A 20,736-nucleotide genomic window follows, 5' to 3' on the forward strand; every position below is an offset into this window, starting at 1 on the left:
AGGTGCGCGAGCTGCGTGAGGCCGCCGCCCAATCCGCTTCCCTGGCCGCGCTGCTCGCCCAGTTCCAGGCGGCCCCCACCCGCGCCGAACAAAAAGCCCTGCTCGATTCCCTGCTGACTGCCTGGGCCGATACCTCGGGGATGGCCAAGGATTTGGAAGCGCGCGCGGCAGGCCGCTACTACGTCGAATATCTCGCCTTTGGCGCTGTGCAGCGGAGCGCCCATCTCAAGCCGGCCGACGGCGTGGAGGCGGCCCCCGGCAACGAAGGCCGGCTGCGGCGCAACGAAGACGATCCCCTGCTCGACGACTTCTACAAGAACCTGATCCGTTCCTGGAAGCAGAAGCTGCACGTGCTGGAGGCCTTCAACGGCCAGTACTTCTTCAACCTGCCGCAGCAGAAAACCCAGACCGAGGGGGCCAACTGGGGATTGACGGCGCAAGCGGACGCCGCGGCGCCCGGGGCGCGCGCCCAGGTCCTGGCGCCGGCGCTCGAACCGGGGCGCGGGCTGTTGGCGGTGCGCTTTGCGCAAGCCCAGCTCGATCTCTTGCAGCAGGCCTACGACAGCCTGAAGGAGTCCGTCTACGCCAGCCTCGTGCTGCAGACGCGGCTCAAGCCCTATCTCGATCAGATCGAGCTCTTCATTGACGAGACGGGCATCCGGCTCGATGCCACGCGCCTCAACCAGATGCTCGCGGCGAAGAAAACCGCCGACCCCGAGAACTATCTCGCCGACCTGCTTGATCTGGACCGCTACGCCAGCGGCTTCCTCTCCGGTACCAATTGGCAAGGGCTGGCCGATTTCGACACGCTGATTGACACCCTGCCGCAGACGGCGGGCATTCAAGCGCTGCTCGACGAATTCAAGGTGCGCCGGCTCACTGCCAGCGACGACAACGCCTACCTCACCGACAAGGCTGACATCGTTCTTGCAGGCGACGGCAAGGACAGCCTCTCAGGCAACAAGGGCAACGACCGCCTGTTCGGCCAGGGGGGCGAGGACCGCATCTATGGCGGGGCGGGGGACGATCTCATCTCCGGCGGCGCGGGCAATGATCGGCTCTACGGCGAATCCGGGGCCGACACCTATGTCTTCGGACGCGGCTTTGGTCACGACACCCTCCTCGACTCCGCGGAAAACGGCATCCAGCGCGACACCGTGCGCCTCTTGGGCCTCACCCCGGCGGACATCCGGGTCAGCGCCGACGACAACGACAACCTCGTCTTCACCATCGTCGATACCGGCGAGATGCTCATCGTGCCAAGAAACGGTTACGGGTGGGGCCGCAACGGTGTCGGCCAGTATGTGTTCGACGACGGCACGGTGTGGAGTCACGATGATGCGCTGCGCGCCACCGTCGCGGCGGCGACCGAGAACGACGACACGATCCACGGCTCTTCCGCAGGGGATGCGATCACCGGCCAGGCCGGCAACGACACGCTGATCGGCAACGGCGGCAACGACATCCTCGACGGCGGCGCGGGCAATGACCTCCTGATCGGCAGCACGGGCTGGAACGGGATTTGGGAGAACGGCAATTATCGCGTCGAGCGCAACACCACGCCGCAAATCTCTGCCAACGGCAACGACACCTACCTCTTCGGCCGGGGCGACGGGCAGGATACGGTGATCGACGGGGACTACACGGCAGGCAACAGCGACACGCTGCGGTTCAAGGAAGGCGTGGCGCGGGAGGATGTGAAGTTCATCCGCGATGGCCAGGACTTGGTGCTGGCCATTCGCGGCACGGATGACAAGGTGACGCTCAAGCAGTATTTCGACGAAGCCTGGAATGGAGCCAACGGCCCCTGGCTCATCGAGCGCATCGCCTTTCATGATGGCACGGTGCTGAACTTTGCCGACGTGCAGGCCACCCTGTTCGCGGGCAGCGAGGAGGCGGAAACCATCCTCGGCTCGCGGGTGGCGGATGTGCTCACCGGCCAGGGCGGCGATGACACCCTCATCGGCAACGGCGGTGACGACCGGCTCGAAAGCGGCGATGGCGACGACCTGCTGCTGGGCGGCGCGGGCCGCGACATCCTGGACGGCGGCGCGGGCAACGACGTGCTGCGTGGCGGCGGGATGCAGCGAGGCAATCAGGTCTATGACGGGAACGGCGAGGGGGATACCTACCGCTTCGGCCGTGGCGATGGGCACGACACCATCATCGAGGATTCTTGGCAACAGGGCGAGATCGACCGCATCGAACTCAAGGCGGGCGTGCTGCCCTCCGACGTTCGGCTGGAGCGGGTGCGCACGGTCAACGGCTGGCAGGTCAGCGACGATCTCAAGATCACGCTGCGCGACACCGGCGAGACGCTCACCGTCAGGAACCATTTCAACGAGAGCAACCGCTACGCGGTGGAGGAAATCGCTTTTGCCGATGGCACCGTGTGGGATGCGGAGGCGATCAAGTCCCGCAGCCTCCTGGGTGAGGCCGGCAACGACGAGCTGCGCGGCTTCAACGGGCGTGACGATCTGATCGAAGGCGGTGCCGGTAACGACAAACTGATGGGACTCTCCGGCCATGACACGCTGGCGGGCGGGGAGGGCAACGACGAACTCTTGGGTGGTGACGGGAACGACCTGCTCGTCGGTGGCGCTGGTAATGACTGGCTTGAAGGCGGGGCGGGCGCCGACACCTACCGCTTCGGCCTGGGTGATGGGCAGGACGTGATCGTCGAAGGCTCTACCGCCGGCGAGGACGTGGTGGAACTCGGCACGGGCATCGCTCCGCTTGACGTCACCGTGCGCTGGACGCTGCAAGGCGACATGGCCGTTCGGCTTTCGGACGGCAGCAAGCTTACCGTGCACGGCCAGGCCAACCCCGGGTCGATCGAGCGAGGGATTGAGCAGCTGCGCTTTGCCGACGGCACGGTGTGGGATCGCAGCGCCCTGGCCGCGCGGGCGCTGGCCGCCACCGACGGGGACGATGCCATCGTCGGCGGCTGGCAGGACGACACGCTGGACGGCGGCGCGGGCAACGACCAGTTCCAGGATCTGGGTGGCTACGACACCTACCGCTTTGGCACCGGCGATGGCCAGGACACCATCGCCGACAACGACGGCCGCGTGCTGTTCAAGCCGGGCATCGGCCAGAACGACGTGAGCTTCACCCTTGAGGGCAACGACCTGATCGCCACCGTCACCGCGTCGGGTGATGCGGTGCGCATCAAGGACTGGCTGAACAGTGGGCCGCGCATCGATGCCTTCGAGTTCGCCAACGGCGCGCGTTTGAATGCGAACGACGTGCTGGCCAAGTTGAATGTCAGCGAAGGCGCGGAAATCCTCTACGGCTCGCCGGGCGGGGACACATTGACCGGCACCGAGAAGGACAGCACCCTCTACGGCCGCGAGGGCAACGACGTGCTCACCGGCGGCGCCGGACGGGATGAGCTCTTTGGCGAGGACGGTGACGACCTGCTCGATGGCGGCGCCGACCGGGACACACTCTACGGCGGCGCGGGCAACAACAGCTATATCGTCGCCCCGGGCATGGGCCTGGACAATGCCTTTGGCGCGAGCCTGGCGGTGGCCAACGACACCGTGGTGTTCGCGCCGGGCATCCGGCCCGAGGACGTATCGGTGCAACTGGGCGACCGCACATGGGATGGCGCTCCTGATGCGGTCGGCTATTACGATCTGGTCATCGGCATCGGCGGCAACGACGCGCTGATCGTGCGCTCCGATAACTGGGACGACCTCGGGCGCGGCGCGATCCGGCGTTTCCGTTTCGACGACGGCACCGAATGGACGCTGGCCGACGTGATGGCCCGCGCCGATGGCGGAAAGCACGGCTGGCAGGAGCGCTCCTGGGGCGACTCACGCGACATCGTCGGCAGCCAGGCCGATGACGACATTGTCGACGACACCGGCCAGTCGGTCACCGTGCGCTCGCGCGGCAACAACGACAACGTCCACCTCGAAGCTGGCAATGACCGGGTGTCTGCTGGTAGCGGTGACGACAATGTTTACTCCGGCGCGGGGGACGATCTGGTCGCAGGCGAAGCGGGCAACGACAACCTCGACACCGGCGCAGGCGACGACGTGGTCGTCTTCAACCACGGCGACGGCCACGACACGCTGCGCACGGGCGAAGGCACCGACACCCTGTCCTTTGGCACGACGGTCTCGCCCGCCATGCTCTCGGCGGCGCTGGACCGCGATGGCTGCGTGATGCTGCTGATCGACGGCGGCGCGGGCGGGTCGATCACGCTCGACAACACACGCATCAACAATCTGCCGGGCGATCTGGAACGCATCCAGTTCGTCGATGCGGACGGCAAGACGCGCGTGTTTGATCTCGCGGGCTGGCTGCAGGCCAACGCCGCGGCGCTGACCGGCGCCACGGCCGATACGCCGCTCGCCTTCGACGGCACGGGCTTCGAGCTGACCGGCACGGTGGCCCCGGCGGGCGGACTGGAAGCGGTGGCCTATGCCCAGTCCGGCGATCTGTTCGCTTCTGCCAATCTGGCCAACAATGCCCCGACCGATGGCGATGACGTGCTCTACGGCACCGCCGGCGGCGACACGCTGGATGCCGGCGCGGGCAACGACATCGTGCTGGGGCTCTCTGGGGACGACACCATCCTGGGTAGCGAGGGCAACGACCTGATCCACGGCGGCGAGGGCGACGACGTGCTCGACGGCGGCGCCGGGGACGATGTGATCCACGGCGGCTGGGGCTCGGACACGCTCACGGGCGGCGCCGGCAACGACCAGCTGTTCGGCGAATGGGGCGGCGACACCTACGTCTATCAGCCTGGCCACGGTGAAGTGATCATCGACGACGACCACCGCGTGCTCAACTGGGGCGGTGGATGGGATGGCGGTGAAGGCGGCTTCGGCGGAGCTTACGTCGACGACGCGCCCAACATCCTGACCTTCGGCCCCGGCATCCGGCCCGAAGACCTACGCTATTCGGAACAGAATGGCGATCTGGTGATCGAGTTCGCCAATCAGCCCGGCGACCGGGTGATCCTGCGCGGCTTCGAGCCGAATCGGGCCACACAGACCCGCTCGGTGGACATCATCCGCTTTGCCGACGGCACCGAGATCGTGGCCGAGGCGATCGAGGCGACCGGCAAGACCGAAATCGCTGCCGATGAAGGCGCCTGGCTCGATGGCACGCCGTTTGCCGACACCCTGATCGGCGGCGACGGCGATGACGTGCTCAATGGCAACGGCGGCGCCGATCGCCTGGTCGGCGGCGCGGGATCGGATACCTACCGCATCCACAAAGAATGGGGCACTCGCCCCACCGAAACCCTGATCGCCGAAACCTGGCGCGCGCAGGATGCGAACCGCATCGAGCTCACCGGCGAATTCAACGCCGATGATCTTCGCCTGGAGTTTGATGGGCGCGACTTGCTGCTGCGCCTGACTGAAGAGGGCGACATGATCCGCTTCGCCGGCTTCGATCCGCGCGCAGAAGGCATGCAGGCCCCGGTTTCGCAAATCCGCCTGCCTTGGCAGGGCATCAGCCTGTCGTTCGACGACCTGCTCTCGCGCGGCGTGCGCATCATCGGCACGCCCCAGCGCGACGTACTGGCCGGCACGGCGCTTTCCGACTGGATCGAGGGCCGCGAGTCTGACGACACCCTGAGCGGCGGCGCGGGAGGCGACCTGTACATCATCGACGCCGATGCGGGCAGCGACACGATCATCGACACCGAAAACGGCGACGCGCCCAACACGCTGGTATTGCCCGAGGGCACGACGCTCGATGACGTGCGCCTGTCCTTCGATGCCGAGGGCTTCCTGATCCTCGATCTTGCCAACACCGGCAACCGCATTCGTCTCTCAGGTTTCGATCCGGAAGACCCGCTGGGCCCGCGCGCCGTGGAGCGTTTCCGCTTTGGGCCAAATGGCGACGAGATCGGCTACGAGGAACTGCTTTCGCGCGGTTTCGACATCTTTGGCACCGAGGAAGGCGATGCCCTCAAGGGCACGGCGCTCTCGGATCGCATCCGGGGCGGCAACGGCCATGACCTGATCGAAGCCACGCCGGGTGGCGATGTGCTCTCAGGCGAAGGCGGCAACGATACCTATGTCGTGAATCTGGGCGACGGCATCGTCACCATTGACGACGTGGCCGGAGAGAATGCGGGCAACGTGCTGCGCTTCGGCCCCGGCATCGATCCGAATACGCTACGCAACAACCTGCGTTTCGAGGCGGACGGCAACGGCGGGCACGTCCTGCTCATCCCCTACGGCGATGCGGGCGACGTGGTGCGGCTGTCCGGCTTCGACCCCGAGGATGCACTCGGTTCCCACGCGGTCGAGCGCTTCGAGTTCGCCGACGGAACAGTGGTGGATTACGCCACGCTGGTGTCCTGGACCTTCGTGGTCGAGGGTGACAGCGCGGGCAACGCCCTCGCAGGCACCAACGTCGGCGACCGGCTCTACGGCTACGACGGCGACGATGTCATGGAATCGGGCGACGGTGAGGATGTGCTCACCGGCGGTCTGGGCAACGATGTCTTGCGCGGCGGCGCCCAGCGTGACGCCTATGTGGTCAACCTGGGCGATGGCGAGGACGTGATCGAGGATGATCTCGATGCGGGCATCGGCAACGTGCTGACCTTCGGTGCAGGCATCGCCCGCGAGGATGTGCGGCTGGAAGTCGATGGCGACGACTTGCTTATTCACTACGGTGCCGGCGGCGACGTGGTGCGGGTTGCCAACTACGCTCCGGATGGCGCATCGGGCGGCACGGTGATCGATACCTTCGAGTTCGCCGATGGCACCGCTGTCACGCTACGCGAATTCATGAACCGCGCACCGGAAGTGGCCAACCCCATCGACGACCAAGTGGCGCTGGAAGATGCGGCATTCAGCCTGGTGCTGCCGGACGATCTCTTCATCGATGCCGACGGCGACGCCATCCTGACCCGCGTAGCGGTGTCGGGGTACGAACGCCTGCCGCAGTGGCTGCAGTACGATGCCGCTACGCGCACGCTGTACGGCACGCCGGAGAACGACGACGTGGGCAGTATCGATGTCATCGTGCAGGGCATAGATGCTTTGGGCGCCTCGACCCTTCACAGCTTCCACGTCACCGTGCAGAACACCAATGACACGCCGGAAGTGGTTCAGTCCATTGCCGACCAGCAAGCCACCGAGGATGCGCCTTTCAGCTTCACCGTCCCGCAAGGTGCCTTCCGCGACGTGGATGCGGGCGACGTGCTCACCCTCGCGGCGACCCGTGCCGATGGCTCGGCGCTGCCGGCATGGCTTGCCTTCGATGCGGCAACGCGCACCTTCTCCGGCCTGCCTGCGAATGACGACGTCGGCAGCGTCCCGATCCGGCTCACCGCGACCGATGCCGCCGGCGCACAGGCAAGCCAGACCTTCGCCATCGCGGTGGCCAACACCAACGACGCCCCGCAAGTCGGCGTGCCGCTGGCCAACCAGAATGGGCGCGTGGGTGAGCCGCTCAGCTGGCAGTTGCCGGCCGGGGCCTTCTTCGATGTCGATGCGGGCGATGCGCTGACCTACTCCGCGACGCTGGCCAGTGGCGAGGCACTGCCCGGATGGCTCTTGTTCGATGCCGCTACGGGCACCTTCAGCGGCACACCCACCGCCGCCGGCAGCGTCCAGTTGCGGGTGACGGCGACGGATCTCGCCGGGGCTTCTGCCAGCCAGAGCCTGACGTTGACCATCACCGCCGGCAACCTGCCGCCAGTGACCGCGCCCGATGCGGCCAACGTCAGCGAAGACTGCAAGCTCATCACCTGGGGCAACGTGCTGGCCAACGACCGCGATCCGGAAGGCCGCTCGCTCACTGTGACGGATGCCGGCATCCGTCGTGGCGAATACGGCTGGTTGAAGCTCCTGCCCGATGGCCGCTACGCCTACGTGCTGGACAACGCCGCCAGCAAGGTGCAGGGCCTGGCCGAGGGAGAGACCGTCATCGACCGCTTTGCCTACACGGCCAGCGACGGCACGGCGGCCTCTTCCGGCGAACTCGCCGTGACCGTGAGCGGCAACAACGATGCCCCGGTGCTGACCCGCAAGCTCGCCGACGTGCAGCTGGCCAAGGGCCGCGCCTTCTCCTGGCAGATGCCCGCAGGCAGCTTCACCGACCGCGACCGCAACGACACCTTGAGCTATACCGCGACCTTGGGGAACGGCAAGCCGCTGCCCACCTGGCTCAAGTTCGATGCCGCGACGCAGACCTTCAGCGGCACGGCGCCGCAGGGCAAGACCCCCGCCATCGACGTCAAGGTGGTGGCCAGCGACGGCCATGGCGTCTGCTCCGCGGCCTCGGATGTCTTCCGTATCAGCATCGGCAACAAGACCGTGCTGCCGACAGCATCCAAGGGCAACGAGGGGCTGGGCAACGGTTGCGACGCGCCGCCGCCGGGTCACGCGGTCAACCAGAACGACGGTGCGGGTACCAGCCCCGGCAACCCGGGCAACAAGGCACAGAAAGACGATCTCCTTGATCGCTTCCTGGATGGCTTCAAGGTCGACCCCACGGCGGCGGCGAACAAGAGTCCTTTGGGAAGTCTGGATGCCGGCTGGTTCGAGCGCTGGCTCACGCCGCCCGCCCCATCCAACGGGCAGGCCACGTCTTCGAGCAACGGCCAGGCGATCGAAGCGCACTGGCAGCATCTGCTGCAGGCCTTGAACCGGCTGGACGCCGAGCGGCAGGGGGTGGCGACGTGGCTGGGCAAGGGACAAGGCGCCGACCTCTCGGGGCTGTTGTGGGGACTTGCGTCCAGCAGCAATGCCTGGCTGCGCACCCACGGCGATGCCGTCGGGCTGGCGGCGGGAGCCCAACTCAAAGGCTTCGCCGGCCTGCGCGAAGGGATGGAGCGGATCCCATGCGCCTGATCGGAACCAGGGGGCTGGAAGACTGGCAGGACTTCCTGCCACCGCTCATCCGGCTGCAGCAAACCGCCCCCAACCCCCTGGGGCGGCGGGTGCTGTGGACCCTCCTGGCGCTGGTTGCCTTTCTCATCCTTTGGGTGCTGCTCGGACGGCTGGACATCGTGGCGGTGGCCGAAGGCAAATTGGTGCCGGCGAGCTACCTCAAGATCGTGCAGCCCTCGGAAGCGGGCATCGTCAAGGAAATCCTGGTGCGTGAGGGCGAAACCGTGCGCGCCGGACAAACCCTGATGCGCATGGACGCGCTGATTACCGAAGCCGATCTTGCGGCCATCACCACCGAATACGCCCGCCGCCGCTTGCAGGTGGCCCGCATCGACGCGGAGCTGACAGGCCAGCCCTTTGCGCCGCGGGTTCAGGCGCCGGCGGCCCTCCTGCTCGAGGCCGCCGCCCAGTACCAGGCCAACCGCGATGCCTTGGCCGCTGCCCTGGCAGAAGAGCGTAGCCGCCTCATCAAGGCACAGCAGGAGCTGGCCGCCGCCCGTCAGCAAAAGGAGCGGCTGGAAGCCGTGCTGCCCCACTACCGCGAACAGGACAAGGCTTACGAGAAGCTGGTCAAGGACGGCTTTGCCAGCGCGCTCATGGGATCGGACAAGCGGCGCGAGCGGATCGAGAAGGAACAGGAGCTGGAGACGCAAAAACACCTGATCGCCTCCTCCCAGGCCGCGATCGACCAATCGCAGAAAAAGTTGAAACAGATCGAAGCCGACTATGTGCGGCAGTTGCACGCCGAGCGCGTGGAAGCCCAGGCGCAACTCGATAAACTGGCCAAGGAGCTGGAAAAGCAGCAGCACCGGCGCGCACTCATGGAATTGAAGGCGCCGCAGGATGGCGTGATCAAGGAGCTGGCCACGCATACCGCCGGCACCGTGGTGCAGCCGGGCACCGTGCTGGCGAGCCTCGTGCCCCACGACGAGCGACTCAAGGCCGAGGTCTGGGTCTCGAACGAGGACATCGGCTTCGTGCGACCGGGACAGCCGGTCAAGCTGAAATTCGCCACCTATCCGTTTCAGAAGTACGGCCTGGGACAAGGCACCGTCGAACACGTGAGCGCCGATGCCCAGAGCGAGGAAGAGGCCCGCGACAAGGGGTGGCCGGGCGGCGGGCCGCGGGTGCTGCGCTACAAGGCCTTGATTACCCTTGAAGCAAACGCGCTGGAAGTGGATGGCATTCGGTATCCGCTATCGGTCGGTATGCAGACCACGGCGGAGATTCTGCTGGGTCGGCGCACGGTGGCCGAATATCTTCTCTCGCCGCTGCAGAAAGCCTGGCACGAGGCAGGCCGGGAGCGATGAGGGGTGCGCCAGCGCAGCCGACGCTAACCGACGTGCTGACCAGCAACGTCCCCGGCATCCACTGGCCCGCCGTGGTCGGTGCACGCGATGCCGCCGTGCTCGCCTTGCTGTTCCAGATGGAGAGCACGCAATGGTTGTCGGCCGAGGTACTGCGGTCGCGGCAGGATCGGCAATTAGGAGCGCTGCTCGACCACGCCCGTCGCCACTGCCCCTTCTATCACGAGCGTCTTCCCAACGCTCTGGCCAGTTGGCACGACATCCCGCTGCTGACCCGCGCGGATCTGCAAACGCACGCCGATGCCATACGAGCCAGCGCCTATCCGCGCGCCCATGGCAAGACCTTCGACATCGCAACCGGCGGCTCGACGGCCGAGCCCGTCACGGTGCGGCGCACGGCGCTCACCCAACTGTTCTGGCAGGCGGCGACACTGCGCGACCATCTCTGGCACCGGCGCGATCTCTCCGCGACCATGGCCATCATCCGCCAGTTTCCGCAGCCGGTCGATTCCAGGAAGCCGGGGCGATGGAGCGGCGTGTTGCACAGCGGGCCGGCCTGGTATTTGCCGATTGCGACCGATGTAGAAGCCCAGTCGCGCTGGTTGCAAGAGGTGAATCCAGACATCCTGCTCACCTATCCGGCCAACCTGGATGCCTTACTGACGCACATGCACCATGAAGGCCTCACCTTACCGCGCCTGCGCGAAGTGCGCACCGTCAGTGGCACGGTTAGCCCGGCGCTGCGCGAGCGATGTCGGCAGATCCTGGGCGCGCCGATCACCGACCTTTACAGCGCCCAGGAGGTGGGCGTCATCGCTCTGCAGTGCCCGGACAGCGGCCTGCTGCATGTGCAGTCGGAAGACCTGCGGGTCGAGGTGCTGGATGAGCAAGGGCAGCCCTGCCGGGAGGGCGAGGTTGGTCAGGTGGTGGTGACGGATCTGCACAACTTCGCCATGCCCCTGGTCCGCTATGCGCTGCGCGACTGGGCCGAAGTCGGCCCCACCTGCCCTTGTGGCCGAGGCTTGCCCACCTTGCGCCGGATCATGGGTCGCACCCGCAACATGGCAATGAGTCCCGAGGGCAAGCGGTTCTGGCCGGTGCTGGAGACCCGGCGAATGCTTGAGGTCATCCCACACTTGCGCCAATACCAGTTCGAGCAGACCGCAGTGGACTCCATTACGGCACGTTTGGTGTGCGCGCCCGCGCCAAGCCCCGAACAGTTGCAACGATTGCAAGGGGCGCTGGAGCAAATGCTCGGCCACACCTATCGCTGGACATGGCAGGTGGGCGATGCGCCCTTGCCCTTGTCAGCCAGCGGCAAGTTCGAGGAGTTCATCTCCTCGATCCAAGACAGCGGGAAACAAGCATGACAGACACGAAACACAAGCGGCTGGCATCCCGGCTGCACACCGCCTTGCAAGGACTCGATGACGGCACCATCCTGCGCTGCTTCGACCACACATTGTGGTTCGGCTCGCGCCATGCCTCGGCCTATGAACCGCCGGGACCTGTCTGTCTCGCGCTCTACGACAGTCTGTCTAGGCCTTCAAACACCACTAGACGAACGCCAAACGGGCCGTCGATGCGCTCGCCTTCGAGATTCTCTGCGCTTTCGCGCGCGACCGGAGCGACTATAAAGCCATCTGATGGTCTCGCCGATGGCCATTCACAAGCATACCGGAGGCGTCTGCCGGCCACGATCACCGAAGTCTGGTAGATCCTTGCGCAGTTGCAGCAGTCGTTGTGTTCCACCGGACCGCGCATTGCGAGACTTCGAGGCCTCGGGCTGCTCTTTTGAGCGGCAGCATGACATCGTCTTCGACAAGATTTCATGACGCCGCTTATCGATGAGATCGACAAGGTTAACTGGCGTATCGACCTGCACGCGCTGCTGGACATGAAGATTTCCATGAGCGAAGCTCGCGGGTATTGCCGCAACGGTTGCCGCTGCTCTTAGAGCAGTGGTACGTGCGTTTTGTACTCTCGGCGCGCATCGAGCAGCACCTCATCGAACAATGCCGAAGCCTTCTGCACGACCCCCATCGGCAGCGACCGGCTGTCCGAGACTCTGACGAGCCCAACAGTCTCGGGCGCAACGACTTGCCCAAGGGACTAGGCCATCGACCTGCTGCAGCTCTGCGACATCGGCCGCCAGTAACGGCAAAAACCCGAACTACGCATTGGCAGACCAGAGCTTGAATCGAGATCTGACCGAGGCCTCGAGCCAGCGCCACTCTATCAGGTTCATACCAGGATCGAAGGGGCCAATCCGAAGCGCGAGCAGCGCATGAGATAGTGTGGTTCATGTCCAGTCGGCTTTTCCGCCGAAGAAGGAGTGCGGGGCCGTAGGATCCGGGAGCCGTTGGCGGTTTTTGTGCGACACCTGGCCAATGCCTGCAAGCCTTGCCGCAAGGTTCAGCGCGCACTCAGTAGCCGAATTTCGGCTCCCCGCCGCCCAACCAGACCCGGCAGCCCAGACCTCTGCCGTACACCCAACAGCGCAACTCCTAACGAGCCCTGATTCAGTCTCGCTGATCCACCGGCCGCTGCGGTGCTGACACCTGAAGCCGCCCCGCGCCGAGGTTGAAAGTGAAGCCCAGCACGGCAGCGGGCCGGCCCTCGGGCTCGGTGGTCAATACCGGTCAGCAACGCAGTGCTGCGGCAAGTAGGCCTATAGATCCTGGTCGGGGCAAGCCTCGGCTTCCACCTCGGTGGCCGGCAGATGCGTCTGATCCTGCAGATGCCCATCGCCGGCGGTCCAATGCAACGGTTGCTGGATGCGCAACGAATGGTAACGGTCCCTGACATTGCCGGCGCCTTCAGCGCGGTTGAGGAGGCGGCCTTGGAACCGACCTGGTTGATCGGGCCGGCTGTTTGGGGAAGTGCTGGCGCGGCATCTCGGGGACATCGCACGGATCGAGCGCTGGCAGGCCCTGGTAGTCATCGTCTTCCTGGGCCCATCGGCTGCAGCGGCGCCAGCGCGGGAACTCGCCCTGAACTCCGTTCTGGGTAGCCGCGGCCACGTCCCGCGAGCCCCGTCTGTCATGCGCTCGCCATTACAGGCACGTCGCACACATCTCTGCCGCACGGGTGGTACCACGGCGCTGAACCGGCGATGGGCAACAAGAGGGGCGGGTGACACGCGCGATGACGGAACCGCACCCGTCCTGCCCAGTCCAATCCGTGACCTGTCTTTTCGAGCCCGAAAACATCATGCACTCCAGTCTGTCGCAACACATCCTGCCTAATTCTTCGATGATGGTGGGTGTATGCATGACGGTGATCAGCATCACCCAAATACTCGGCGTGCGCCACGGCCAACACTCCATCGCCGAGGCATTTGCGCTCGATTCCGTGTTCTTCCTGGTGAGCGCGGTCCTGTCCTACGCTTCGATGCGTCTGGCCGTGCGCGAATCCCGTTCCCTCATGTTGGAGAAGATCGCCGACGTCACGTTCATGGTGGGGCTGTTGTTCATGACCGTCGCCGGGTTCGTGTTGGCCTATGAGCTGTTCTGAGCGGCAGCCCGCTTTCGATAAGGGCAACACAGTCCAGCCGCCGCCTCAGCCGTGGCGTATGCCAGCACGGAAACAGATCGTGGATCGGAAGCGGACCCGCCCCGACCGGGGCAATACGAGAAAATGGTGGAGCGGAGGAGGATCGAACTCCCGACCTTCGCATTGCGAACGCGACGCTCTCCCAGCTGAGCTACCGCCCCACGAAGGGGCTCCATGATACCGACAAACGCCGCGGGCGTAAATCGCGGGGCTAGGGGCGATCCGTCGAGGTGCTGTGCCCCCGGTACGCCCAGAGCCACAACGCTACGCCCGCCAGGAACATGGGGGCGGACAGCCACTGGCCCATGGTGAGTCCCAGGGCCAGGAAACCCAGGAAGGCGTCGGGTTCGCGGGCGAACTCCACGAGGAAGCGCAGCAGTCCATAGCCCATCAGGAACAGGGCGGAGACCGCACCCCTCGGCCGCGGTTTGGCCGAGAACCACCAGAGCAGCGCGAAAAGGGCCACGCCTTCTAGAGCGAATTCATAAAGCTGGGAGGGATGTCGGGGAATCGTGTCCACTTGGGGGAAGACCATGGCCCAAGGCACTGCGGTGGGACGGCCCCACAGCTCCCCGTTGATGAAGTTGCCGATGCGCCCTGCCCCCAGCCCAATGGGCACCAGGGGTGCGATAAAGTCGGTGACGGCGAGCCAGGAAAGCCCGTTTCGCCGGGCGAACAGCCAGAGAGCGAAAATCACTCCCAGAAAGCCGCCGTGGAAGGACATGCCCCCCTCCCACAGGTAAAGGATGCGCCAGGGCTCGGCGAAATACTCCGCGGGCTTGTAGAAGAGCACATAGCCCAGCCGGCCGCCGAGGATGACGCCCAGCACCACATAGAAGAGGAGGTCATCCACCATGCGGGCAGTAAAGCCCAGCTCCAGATGGGTGCGTGCCCGACGCTTGCCCAGCCAAAGACCCCCGAGGAATCCCACCAGGTACATGAGCCCGTACCAGCGCACGGCGAGCGGCCCAAGGTGGATGGCGACGGGATCGAACTGGGGGTGAACCAGCACGGTAAGGGCGCGGCTTTCGGCTAGAATTGGGGTTTGTATAGTTTACCCCGTCGCCCGCCGTCCTGGCTGGCGACTGAGTTCGAAGGAGATTTCACCGTGCCCAACAACCCGCGCAGCCGCATCATCACCCAGGGCGTGGAGCGCAGCCCCAATCGGGCCATGCTCCGGGCCGTGGGCTTCCGTGACGAAGACTTCGACAAGCCCATCGTGGGTATCGCCAACGGCCACAGCACCATGAACCCTTGCAATGCCGGCCTGCAACCGCTCGCGCTTCGGGCGGAGTCGGCGCTCAAGGCGGCAGGGGCCATGCCCCAGATGTTCGGCGTGCCCACGGTGACCGATGGCATCTCCATGGGCACCGAGGGAATGAAATACTCCCTGGTCTCCCGAGAGGTGATCGCGGATGCCATCGAGACCGCGGTGCAGAGCCAGTTCATGGACGGGGTTCTGGTGCTGGGGGCGTGCGACAAGAATATGCCTGGCGGCATGATGGCCATCCTGCGCATGAACGTGCCGGCGATCTACTGCTACGGCGGCACCATCAAGCCCGGCAAGTGGAAAGGTCAGGATCTCACCATCGTCTCCGCCTTCGAAGCAGTGGGCGCCTATACCCACGGCAAGATGTCGGAGGAGGACTTCATCGGGGTAGAGAAGAACGCCTGTCCCACCTTCGGCGCCTGCGGGGGTATGTACACCGCCAACACCATGTCCAGCGCTTTCGAGGCCCTGGGCATGAGCCTGCCCTATTCCTCCACCATGGCCAATCCCGATCCGGAGAAGGCCGACAGTGTAGCCGAGTCGGCCCGAGTGCTGGTGGAAGCCATCAAGAAGCAGATCCTGCCGCGGCAGATCGTCACCCGTCAATCCATCGAGAATGCAGTGGCGCTCATCATGGCGGTGGGCGGCTCCACCAACGCGGTGCTTCACTTCCTCGCCATCGCCCATGCGGCGGAGGTGGAGTGGACTCTGGACGACTTCGAACGGGTGCGCCAGAGGGTCCCGGTGCTGTGCGACCTGAAACCCTCCGGCCGCTATGTCACCACCCAGTTCCACCAGGCGGGCGGCGTGCCCCAGGTGCTGAAGATACTGCTCAAGCATGGCCTGATCGATGGCGATTGCTTGACCATCACCGGCAAGCCGCTCGGCGCGCTGCTCGAGAACGTGCCGGAGCACCCACCCGCGGGCCAGGACGTGATCCGTCCCTTTGACAACCCCCTCTATCCCCAGGGACATCTCACGATCCTCAAGGGCAATCTCGCCACCGAGGGGTGCGTGGCCAAGATCACTGGCCTCAAGAAGACCTCCATCACCGGCCCGGCCCGGGTGTTCGATTCCGAGCCTGAGGCCATGGCTGCCATCGTCGGCGGCAAGATCCGGCCCGGAGACGTGATCGTAATCCGCTATGAGGGCCCCAAAGGAGGCCCCGGCATGCGCGAGATGCTCTCCCCCACCTCCGCCTTGATCGGCGCGGGCTTGGGCGAGTCGGTGGGGCTCATCACCGATGGTCGTTTCTCCGGCGGCACCTGGGGCATGGTGGTCGGCCACGTGGCGCCCGAAGCCGCGGTGGGCGGCACCATCGCGTTGGTGAACGAAGGCGATTCCATCACCATCGACGCACAGAAGCGGCTGATCCAGCTCAACGTGCCCGAGGAGGAGCTCGCGCGGCGCCGCCAGGCCTGGCAGCCACCCCAACCCCGCTACACCCGCGGCGTGCTGGCGAAGTACGCGAAGCTGGTGTCCTCCGCCAGCCGGGGTGCCGTAACGGATTGATTGACGCCTTCCCGAGGGCTCTTCTATGCTGCCCGCAGCGCGCCTGTCCAGCGGCGCTTTCTAGGGAGAGTCGAGAAATGATGCACAAGCTCAATCGGTCGATCGCCGGCGTCCTTATCGTGTGCACTGCGGGACTGGGGGGACCCCTGCCCGCTCAAGCCGGCCTGGTAGGCACCCAGGAAGTGGCGGCGAACCTGCCGCGGAGCGAGATTCAGCGCCATCTTGACCGGCAGGAGGTCCGGGACCAGCTTCAAGCGATGGGGATCGACCCTGCCCTAGTGGAAGCCCGGGTGGCCGCTTTGAGCGATGAGGAGGCGCGCATCCTGGCCGAGCGCTTAGACGCGCTGCCGGCGGGGGGCGACGGGGTGGGCGCGGTGGTGGGCGCCCTGCTCGTCATCTTCGTCATCCTGCTGATCACCGATCTGCTCGGCTGGACCAAGGTCTTCCCCTTCACTCGCACCATCAAATAGCGCCTTGCGTCGCGAATCAGTCCCCCGCCCCCGGGCGGGGGCAGCGCTCCTTCTCCTCGTCCTGCTCGCTGGGTGCGCGGCGCCCCAGACGGCTCGCCTGCTCAAGGAGCACCCGGCGGACCTGCCCCCGCGGGCAGAAATCGACGCCGCACCCTTCTATCCCCAAGAGCGCTACCAGTGTGGCCCCGCGGCCCTCGCCACGGTGCTAGTCCACGCTGGCGTGGACACTTCCCCCGCAGCGCTCGTCCCCCTGGTGTACCTGCCCGCCCGGCAAGGGTCCCTGCAGGTGGAGATGCAAGCGGCCACCCGCCGCCATGGGCTCATTGCCTACCCCCTGGCGCCCCGGCTGGAGGACGTGCTACGGGAAGTGGCGGCGGGCAATCCCGTGGTGGTGCTTCAGAACCTGGCTCTTGATCTGTGGCCCGTCTGGCACTACGCAGTGGTGGTGGGCTACGACCAGGGAGCACAGGAAATCGTGCTGCGCTCCGGCACCACCCGGCGGCTCACCATGTCCTGGAGCCGCTTCGAGCGCACCTGGGCGCGAAGCAAGCATTGGGCCATGGTGGCCATGGCACCGCAGCGGCTGCCGGCGACCGCAGAAGAACACGCCTACGTGGCGGCGGCAGTGGCCCTGGAGCGGGTGGATGCGAGCGCCGCCCACCAGGCCTACGGAACGGCCCTGCAGCGCTGGCCCCACAATCTGCCCGCCCGGATCGGGCTCGGGAACACCGCCTATGCCCGGGGCGATCTCGCCACCGCGGAGGCGGCATACCGGCAGGCTGTCCGGGATCACCCCCACTCGGCGGATGCCTGGAACAATCTAGCCCAGGTGCTGGTCGAGTCAGGAAGGAAAGGCGAGGCTCTGGCCGCTGCCCAGCGTGCGGTTTCGCTGGGCGGCCCTCGGCTCTCCTTGTACCGGGCGACGCTGGAAGCGATCCAGGAAGCCCAGTAGTTCCTCCAGGTTCGTCTCCCGGGCGCATCCTGGGAGAATAGGAGCATACTCCTTCGGAAATTCCCGCCATGCCCAACCGTCTCGCCCAAAGCCCCAGCCCTTACCTGCGCCAGCACGCCGACAATCCGGTCGACTGGTATCCCTGGTGCGAAGAAGCCCTCGCGCGGGCCCGCGCCGAAGACAAGCCTATCCTGCTCTCGATCGGCTATTCCGCCTGCCACTGGTGCCACGTGATGGCCCACGAGTCCTTCGAGGACCCGGAAGTGGCCGAGCTTATGAACCGCCACTATGTGAACATCAAGGTGGATCGGGAGGAGCGCCCCGATCTGGACCAGATCTATCAGAGCGCCCATGCCCTGCTCACCGGCCGGGCCGGCGGCTGGCCCCTCACCGTGTTTCTCATGCCCGACGATCACATGCCCTTTTTCGCCGGGACCTATTTCCCCAAGACCTCCCGCTACAACCTGCCCGGCTTCAAGGACGTCCTGGTGCGGGTGGCGGAGGTCTATCACACCCAAAGGGAGGAAATCCGCCGCCAGAATGGGGCCCTGCTCCAGGCCCTGGCCAGCACTCTTCCTCCTTCGCCCACCGGCCGCCCCGCCTTCGACCCCGCGCTCACGCGCCGAGCCATCGGGGAGCTGGCCGCCCTGTTCGACGAGATCCATGGGGGCTTTGGCACCGCGCCCAAGTTCCCCCACCCGGCCGAGCTGGAATTGTGCCTTTCCCGCTCCGGCACCGAAGGGGCGGGGGCAGGTGTAGAGATGGCGCGTCTAACCCTCACCCGCATGGCCGAGGGGGGCATCTATGACCAAGTGGGTGGCGGCTTCTGCCGCTACAGCGTGGACTCGTCCTGGACCATCCCCCACTTCGAAAAGATGCTCTACGACAATGGGCCCCTGCTCGCCCTGTACGCCGATGCCTGGCAGCTCGCCCGGGATCCCCTCTACGAACAGGTGGTGGCCGACACCGCCGCCTGGGTCATGCGGGAGATGCAGTCCCCCGAGGGGGGCTATTACAGCGCCCTGGACGCCGATTCGGAGCACGAGGAAGGCAAGTTTTACGTGTGGGACCGGGAGGAAGTCGCTTCCCTCTTAACGGAAAAAGAGTACGCCGTGGTGGCCCCCCACTACGGTTTCGACCGCCCCCCCAATTTCGAGAACAAGCACTGGCATCCCCGGGTTGCCAAAAGCCTGAAGCTGGTGGCCGAGCAAACTGGTATGCCGCGGGAGCGCTGCCGGGAGCTCCTTGCCTCGGCCCGCACCAAGCTCTTCACCCACCGGGAGCGCCGGGTGCGCCCAGGCCGGGACGAAAAAATCCTCACCAGCTGGAATGGCCTCATGATCCGGGGCATGGCGCGGGCCGGGCGCGTCTTCCGCCGCCCCGAATGGATCGCTTCGGCGCGGCAGGCGGCCGATTTCCTGCGCACCCGTCAGTGGCACGACGGACAGCTGCTGGCTGTCCACAAGGACGGCTCGTCCTATTTGAACGCCTATCTCGACGATTACGCATTCCTGCTGGAGGGGCTTCTGGAGCTCCTCCAGGCTGAGTTCCGCCCCGTGGACCTCGCCTTTGCCCGGGATTTGGCGGAGGCACTCCTTGCCCGGTTCGAAGACCCCAAAGACGGGGGTTTCTTCTTCGTGAGCCACGACCACGAGCGGCTGATCCTGCGGCCCAAGCCGGGTGCCGACCAAGCGACGCCTTCTGGCAACGGGGTGGCGGCCCTTGCCCTGCTTCGGTTGGGCCACCTGCTGGGAGAGCATCGCTACCTGGAGGCCGCGGAGCGGACGGTAGCCCTCTTCTACCCGGCCCTCGCCCGCCAGCCGAGCGCCTTCGCCACGCTGCTACGCGCCATGGAGGAGCTCGTCGCCCCGCCCACGGTTGTGATCCTGCGCGGGGAAGCGGCCGAACGCATCCGCTGGCAGGCGGTATTGGACGAGACCTATGCCCCCCACCGGCTGGTCCTGTCCATCGGCGATTACCCCGACCTTCCTCCCACCTTAGGGCGTCCGGTCACGGGGCCGGTCAACGCTTGGGTATGCGAAGGCGTTAAATGCTTGCCTGCCATCACTCAGGTGGAAGAGTTGCGCCGTGTTTGCAACTCGCAGAAAGTCATCTAATATGCGGTTTTCCTTATCGTCACCCTCGGGAGCACAAAAGGAGAAGCGGATGAAAAACGTGTTGATCGGTATCGTGGGTGCGGCCGGTTTCTTGATGGTCGCGGGCCCTGCCCTTGCCCAAGACGCCAAGGAGCTCGCCCAGAAAAGCGGCTGCCTCGCCTGTCATGCCGAGGACAAAAAGCTGGTGGGGCCCTCCATGAAGGAAATCGCCAACAAGTACAAAGGGCAAAAAGACGCCGTGGCCAAGCTCACGGAAAAGGTCAAGAAGGGCGGCGCCGGCGTCTGGGGCCAAGTGCCCATGCCGCCTCATCCTCACCTGAAAGACGAGGACATCAAGAAGATGGTGGAGTGGTACCTCGCCCACAAGTAAAACCTCATCCTGAACCCTGGCTACGAAGGCCGGCCCTGCCGGCTTTCGTTTTCGGGCCGACCGTCACAGCGGCCAAATTGACAGCCCCTGGGCGAGCCCCGATAATCAGCCTCGCTTAAGTTCCGGATTTTTTGAAGGTCCGGTACCCGTCGTGGACGCTCTCTCCACCATGCCACCCGAGGAGCAACCCCCATGAGTCGTGCTGAGCCCCTGCGCCTGTTAGTCCTTGGTTTCACGCTGCTCGCCCTTGCCGCTTGCGGCAAGAAGGAGGAGGCCCCCCCTCCTCAAGCTCAGGCCCCCGCGC

The 20,736-nt window shown here is 65.7% G+C and carries 11 protein-coding genes and 1 tRNA gene; 10 read left to right on the forward strand and 2 right to left on the reverse strand.

Translation table 11 applies throughout. The features are described 5' to 3' along the window. Positions 1 to 140 precede the first annotated feature (140 nt). From V7Q81_RS07290 to V7Q81_RS07310, 5 genes are all read left to right on the forward strand, one after another. The gene (locus V7Q81_RS07290; RefSeq protein ID WP_333841472.1) at positions 141 to 8,840 is read left to right on the forward strand and encodes a calcium-binding protein; all 8,700 of its coding nucleotides are present in this window, start codon (positions 141 to 143) and stop codon (positions 8,838 to 8,840) included. Continuing rightward, on the forward strand, positions 8,831 to 10,189 hold the full coding sequence (locus V7Q81_RS07295) for an HlyD family type I secretion periplasmic adaptor subunit (RefSeq protein WP_333841474.1): 1,359 nt from the start codon (positions 8,831 to 8,833) through the stop codon (positions 10,187 to 10,189). The genes V7Q81_RS07290 and V7Q81_RS07295 overlap by 10 nt, the downstream gene beginning before the upstream one ends. Before the next feature lie 32 nt (positions 10,190 to 10,221). Continuing rightward, the gene (locus V7Q81_RS07300; protein WP_333841476.1) at positions 10,222 to 11,556 is read left to right on the forward strand and encodes a phenylacetate--CoA ligase family protein; all 1,335 of its coding nucleotides are present in this window, start codon (positions 10,222 to 10,224) and stop codon (positions 11,554 to 11,556) included. 461 nt (positions 11,557 to 12,017) lie between these two features. Beyond that, complete coding sequence (locus V7Q81_RS07305) at positions 12,018 to 12,143, forward strand: hypothetical protein (RefSeq protein WP_333841478.1); 126 nt, start codon at positions 12,018 to 12,020, stop codon at positions 12,141 to 12,143. A gap of 1,316 nt (positions 12,144 to 13,459) precedes the next feature. Continuing rightward, entirely contained in the window at positions 13,460 to 13,702 is a 243-nt protein-coding gene (locus V7Q81_RS07310; protein WP_333841481.1) for a hypothetical protein, read from the forward strand. 124 nt (positions 13,703 to 13,826) lie between these two features. On the opposite strand, the gene V7Q81_RS07315 is transcribed toward V7Q81_RS07310, so the two are convergent. Together V7Q81_RS07315 and lgt are read right to left on the reverse strand one after the other, a co-directional pair. Further along, positions 13,827 to 13,902, reverse strand: a tRNA-Ala gene (locus tag V7Q81_RS07315). A 50-nt stretch (positions 13,903 to 13,952) separates the two neighbouring features. Beyond that, on the reverse strand, positions 13,953 to 14,753 hold the full coding sequence (lgt, locus tag V7Q81_RS07320; RefSeq protein WP_333841483.1) for a prolipoprotein diacylglyceryl transferase: 801 nt from the start codon (positions 14,751 to 14,753) through the stop codon (positions 13,953 to 13,955). A gap of 96 nt (positions 14,754 to 14,849) precedes the next feature. Between lgt and ilvD the strand changes: the two genes are divergently transcribed. The 5 genes from ilvD (at position 14,850) to V7Q81_RS07345 (ending at position 20,432) form a co-directional block, all read left to right on the forward strand. Further along, complete coding sequence (gene ilvD / locus V7Q81_RS07325; protein ID WP_333841485.1) at positions 14,850 to 16,523, forward strand: dihydroxy-acid dehydratase; 1,674 nt, start codon at positions 14,850 to 14,852, stop codon at positions 16,521 to 16,523. 77 nt (positions 16,524 to 16,600) lie between these two features. Further along, positions 16,601 to 16,993, forward strand: a complete 393-nt coding sequence (locus tag V7Q81_RS07330) for a PA2779 family protein (RefSeq protein ID WP_333841488.1) — start codon at positions 16,601 to 16,603, stop codon at positions 16,991 to 16,993. A gap of 4 nt (positions 16,994 to 16,997) precedes the next feature. After that, positions 16,998 to 17,945, forward strand: coding sequence for a PA2778 family cysteine peptidase (locus V7Q81_RS07335; protein WP_333841490.1), 948 nt, complete (start codon positions 16,998 to 17,000; stop codon positions 17,943 to 17,945). Positions 17,946 to 18,013: 68 nt separating this feature from the next. Beyond that, positions 18,014 to 20,062, forward strand: coding sequence for a thioredoxin domain-containing protein (locus tag V7Q81_RS07340; protein WP_333841493.1), 2,049 nt, complete (start codon positions 18,014 to 18,016; stop codon positions 20,060 to 20,062). 49 nt (positions 20,063 to 20,111) lie between these two features. Continuing rightward, positions 20,112 to 20,432 carry a c-type cytochrome gene (locus V7Q81_RS07345; RefSeq protein ID WP_333841495.1) on the forward strand — a complete coding sequence of 107 codons (321 nt, stop codon included), beginning with the start codon at positions 20,112 to 20,114 and terminating at the stop codon, positions 20,430 to 20,432. Positions 20,433 to 20,736: the final 304 nt, after the last annotated feature.

The sequence above is a fragment of the Pelomicrobium sp. genome, assembly GCF_036803785.1.
Lineage (GTDB): Bacteria > Pseudomonadota > Gammaproteobacteria > Burkholderiales > UBA6910 > Pelomicrobium.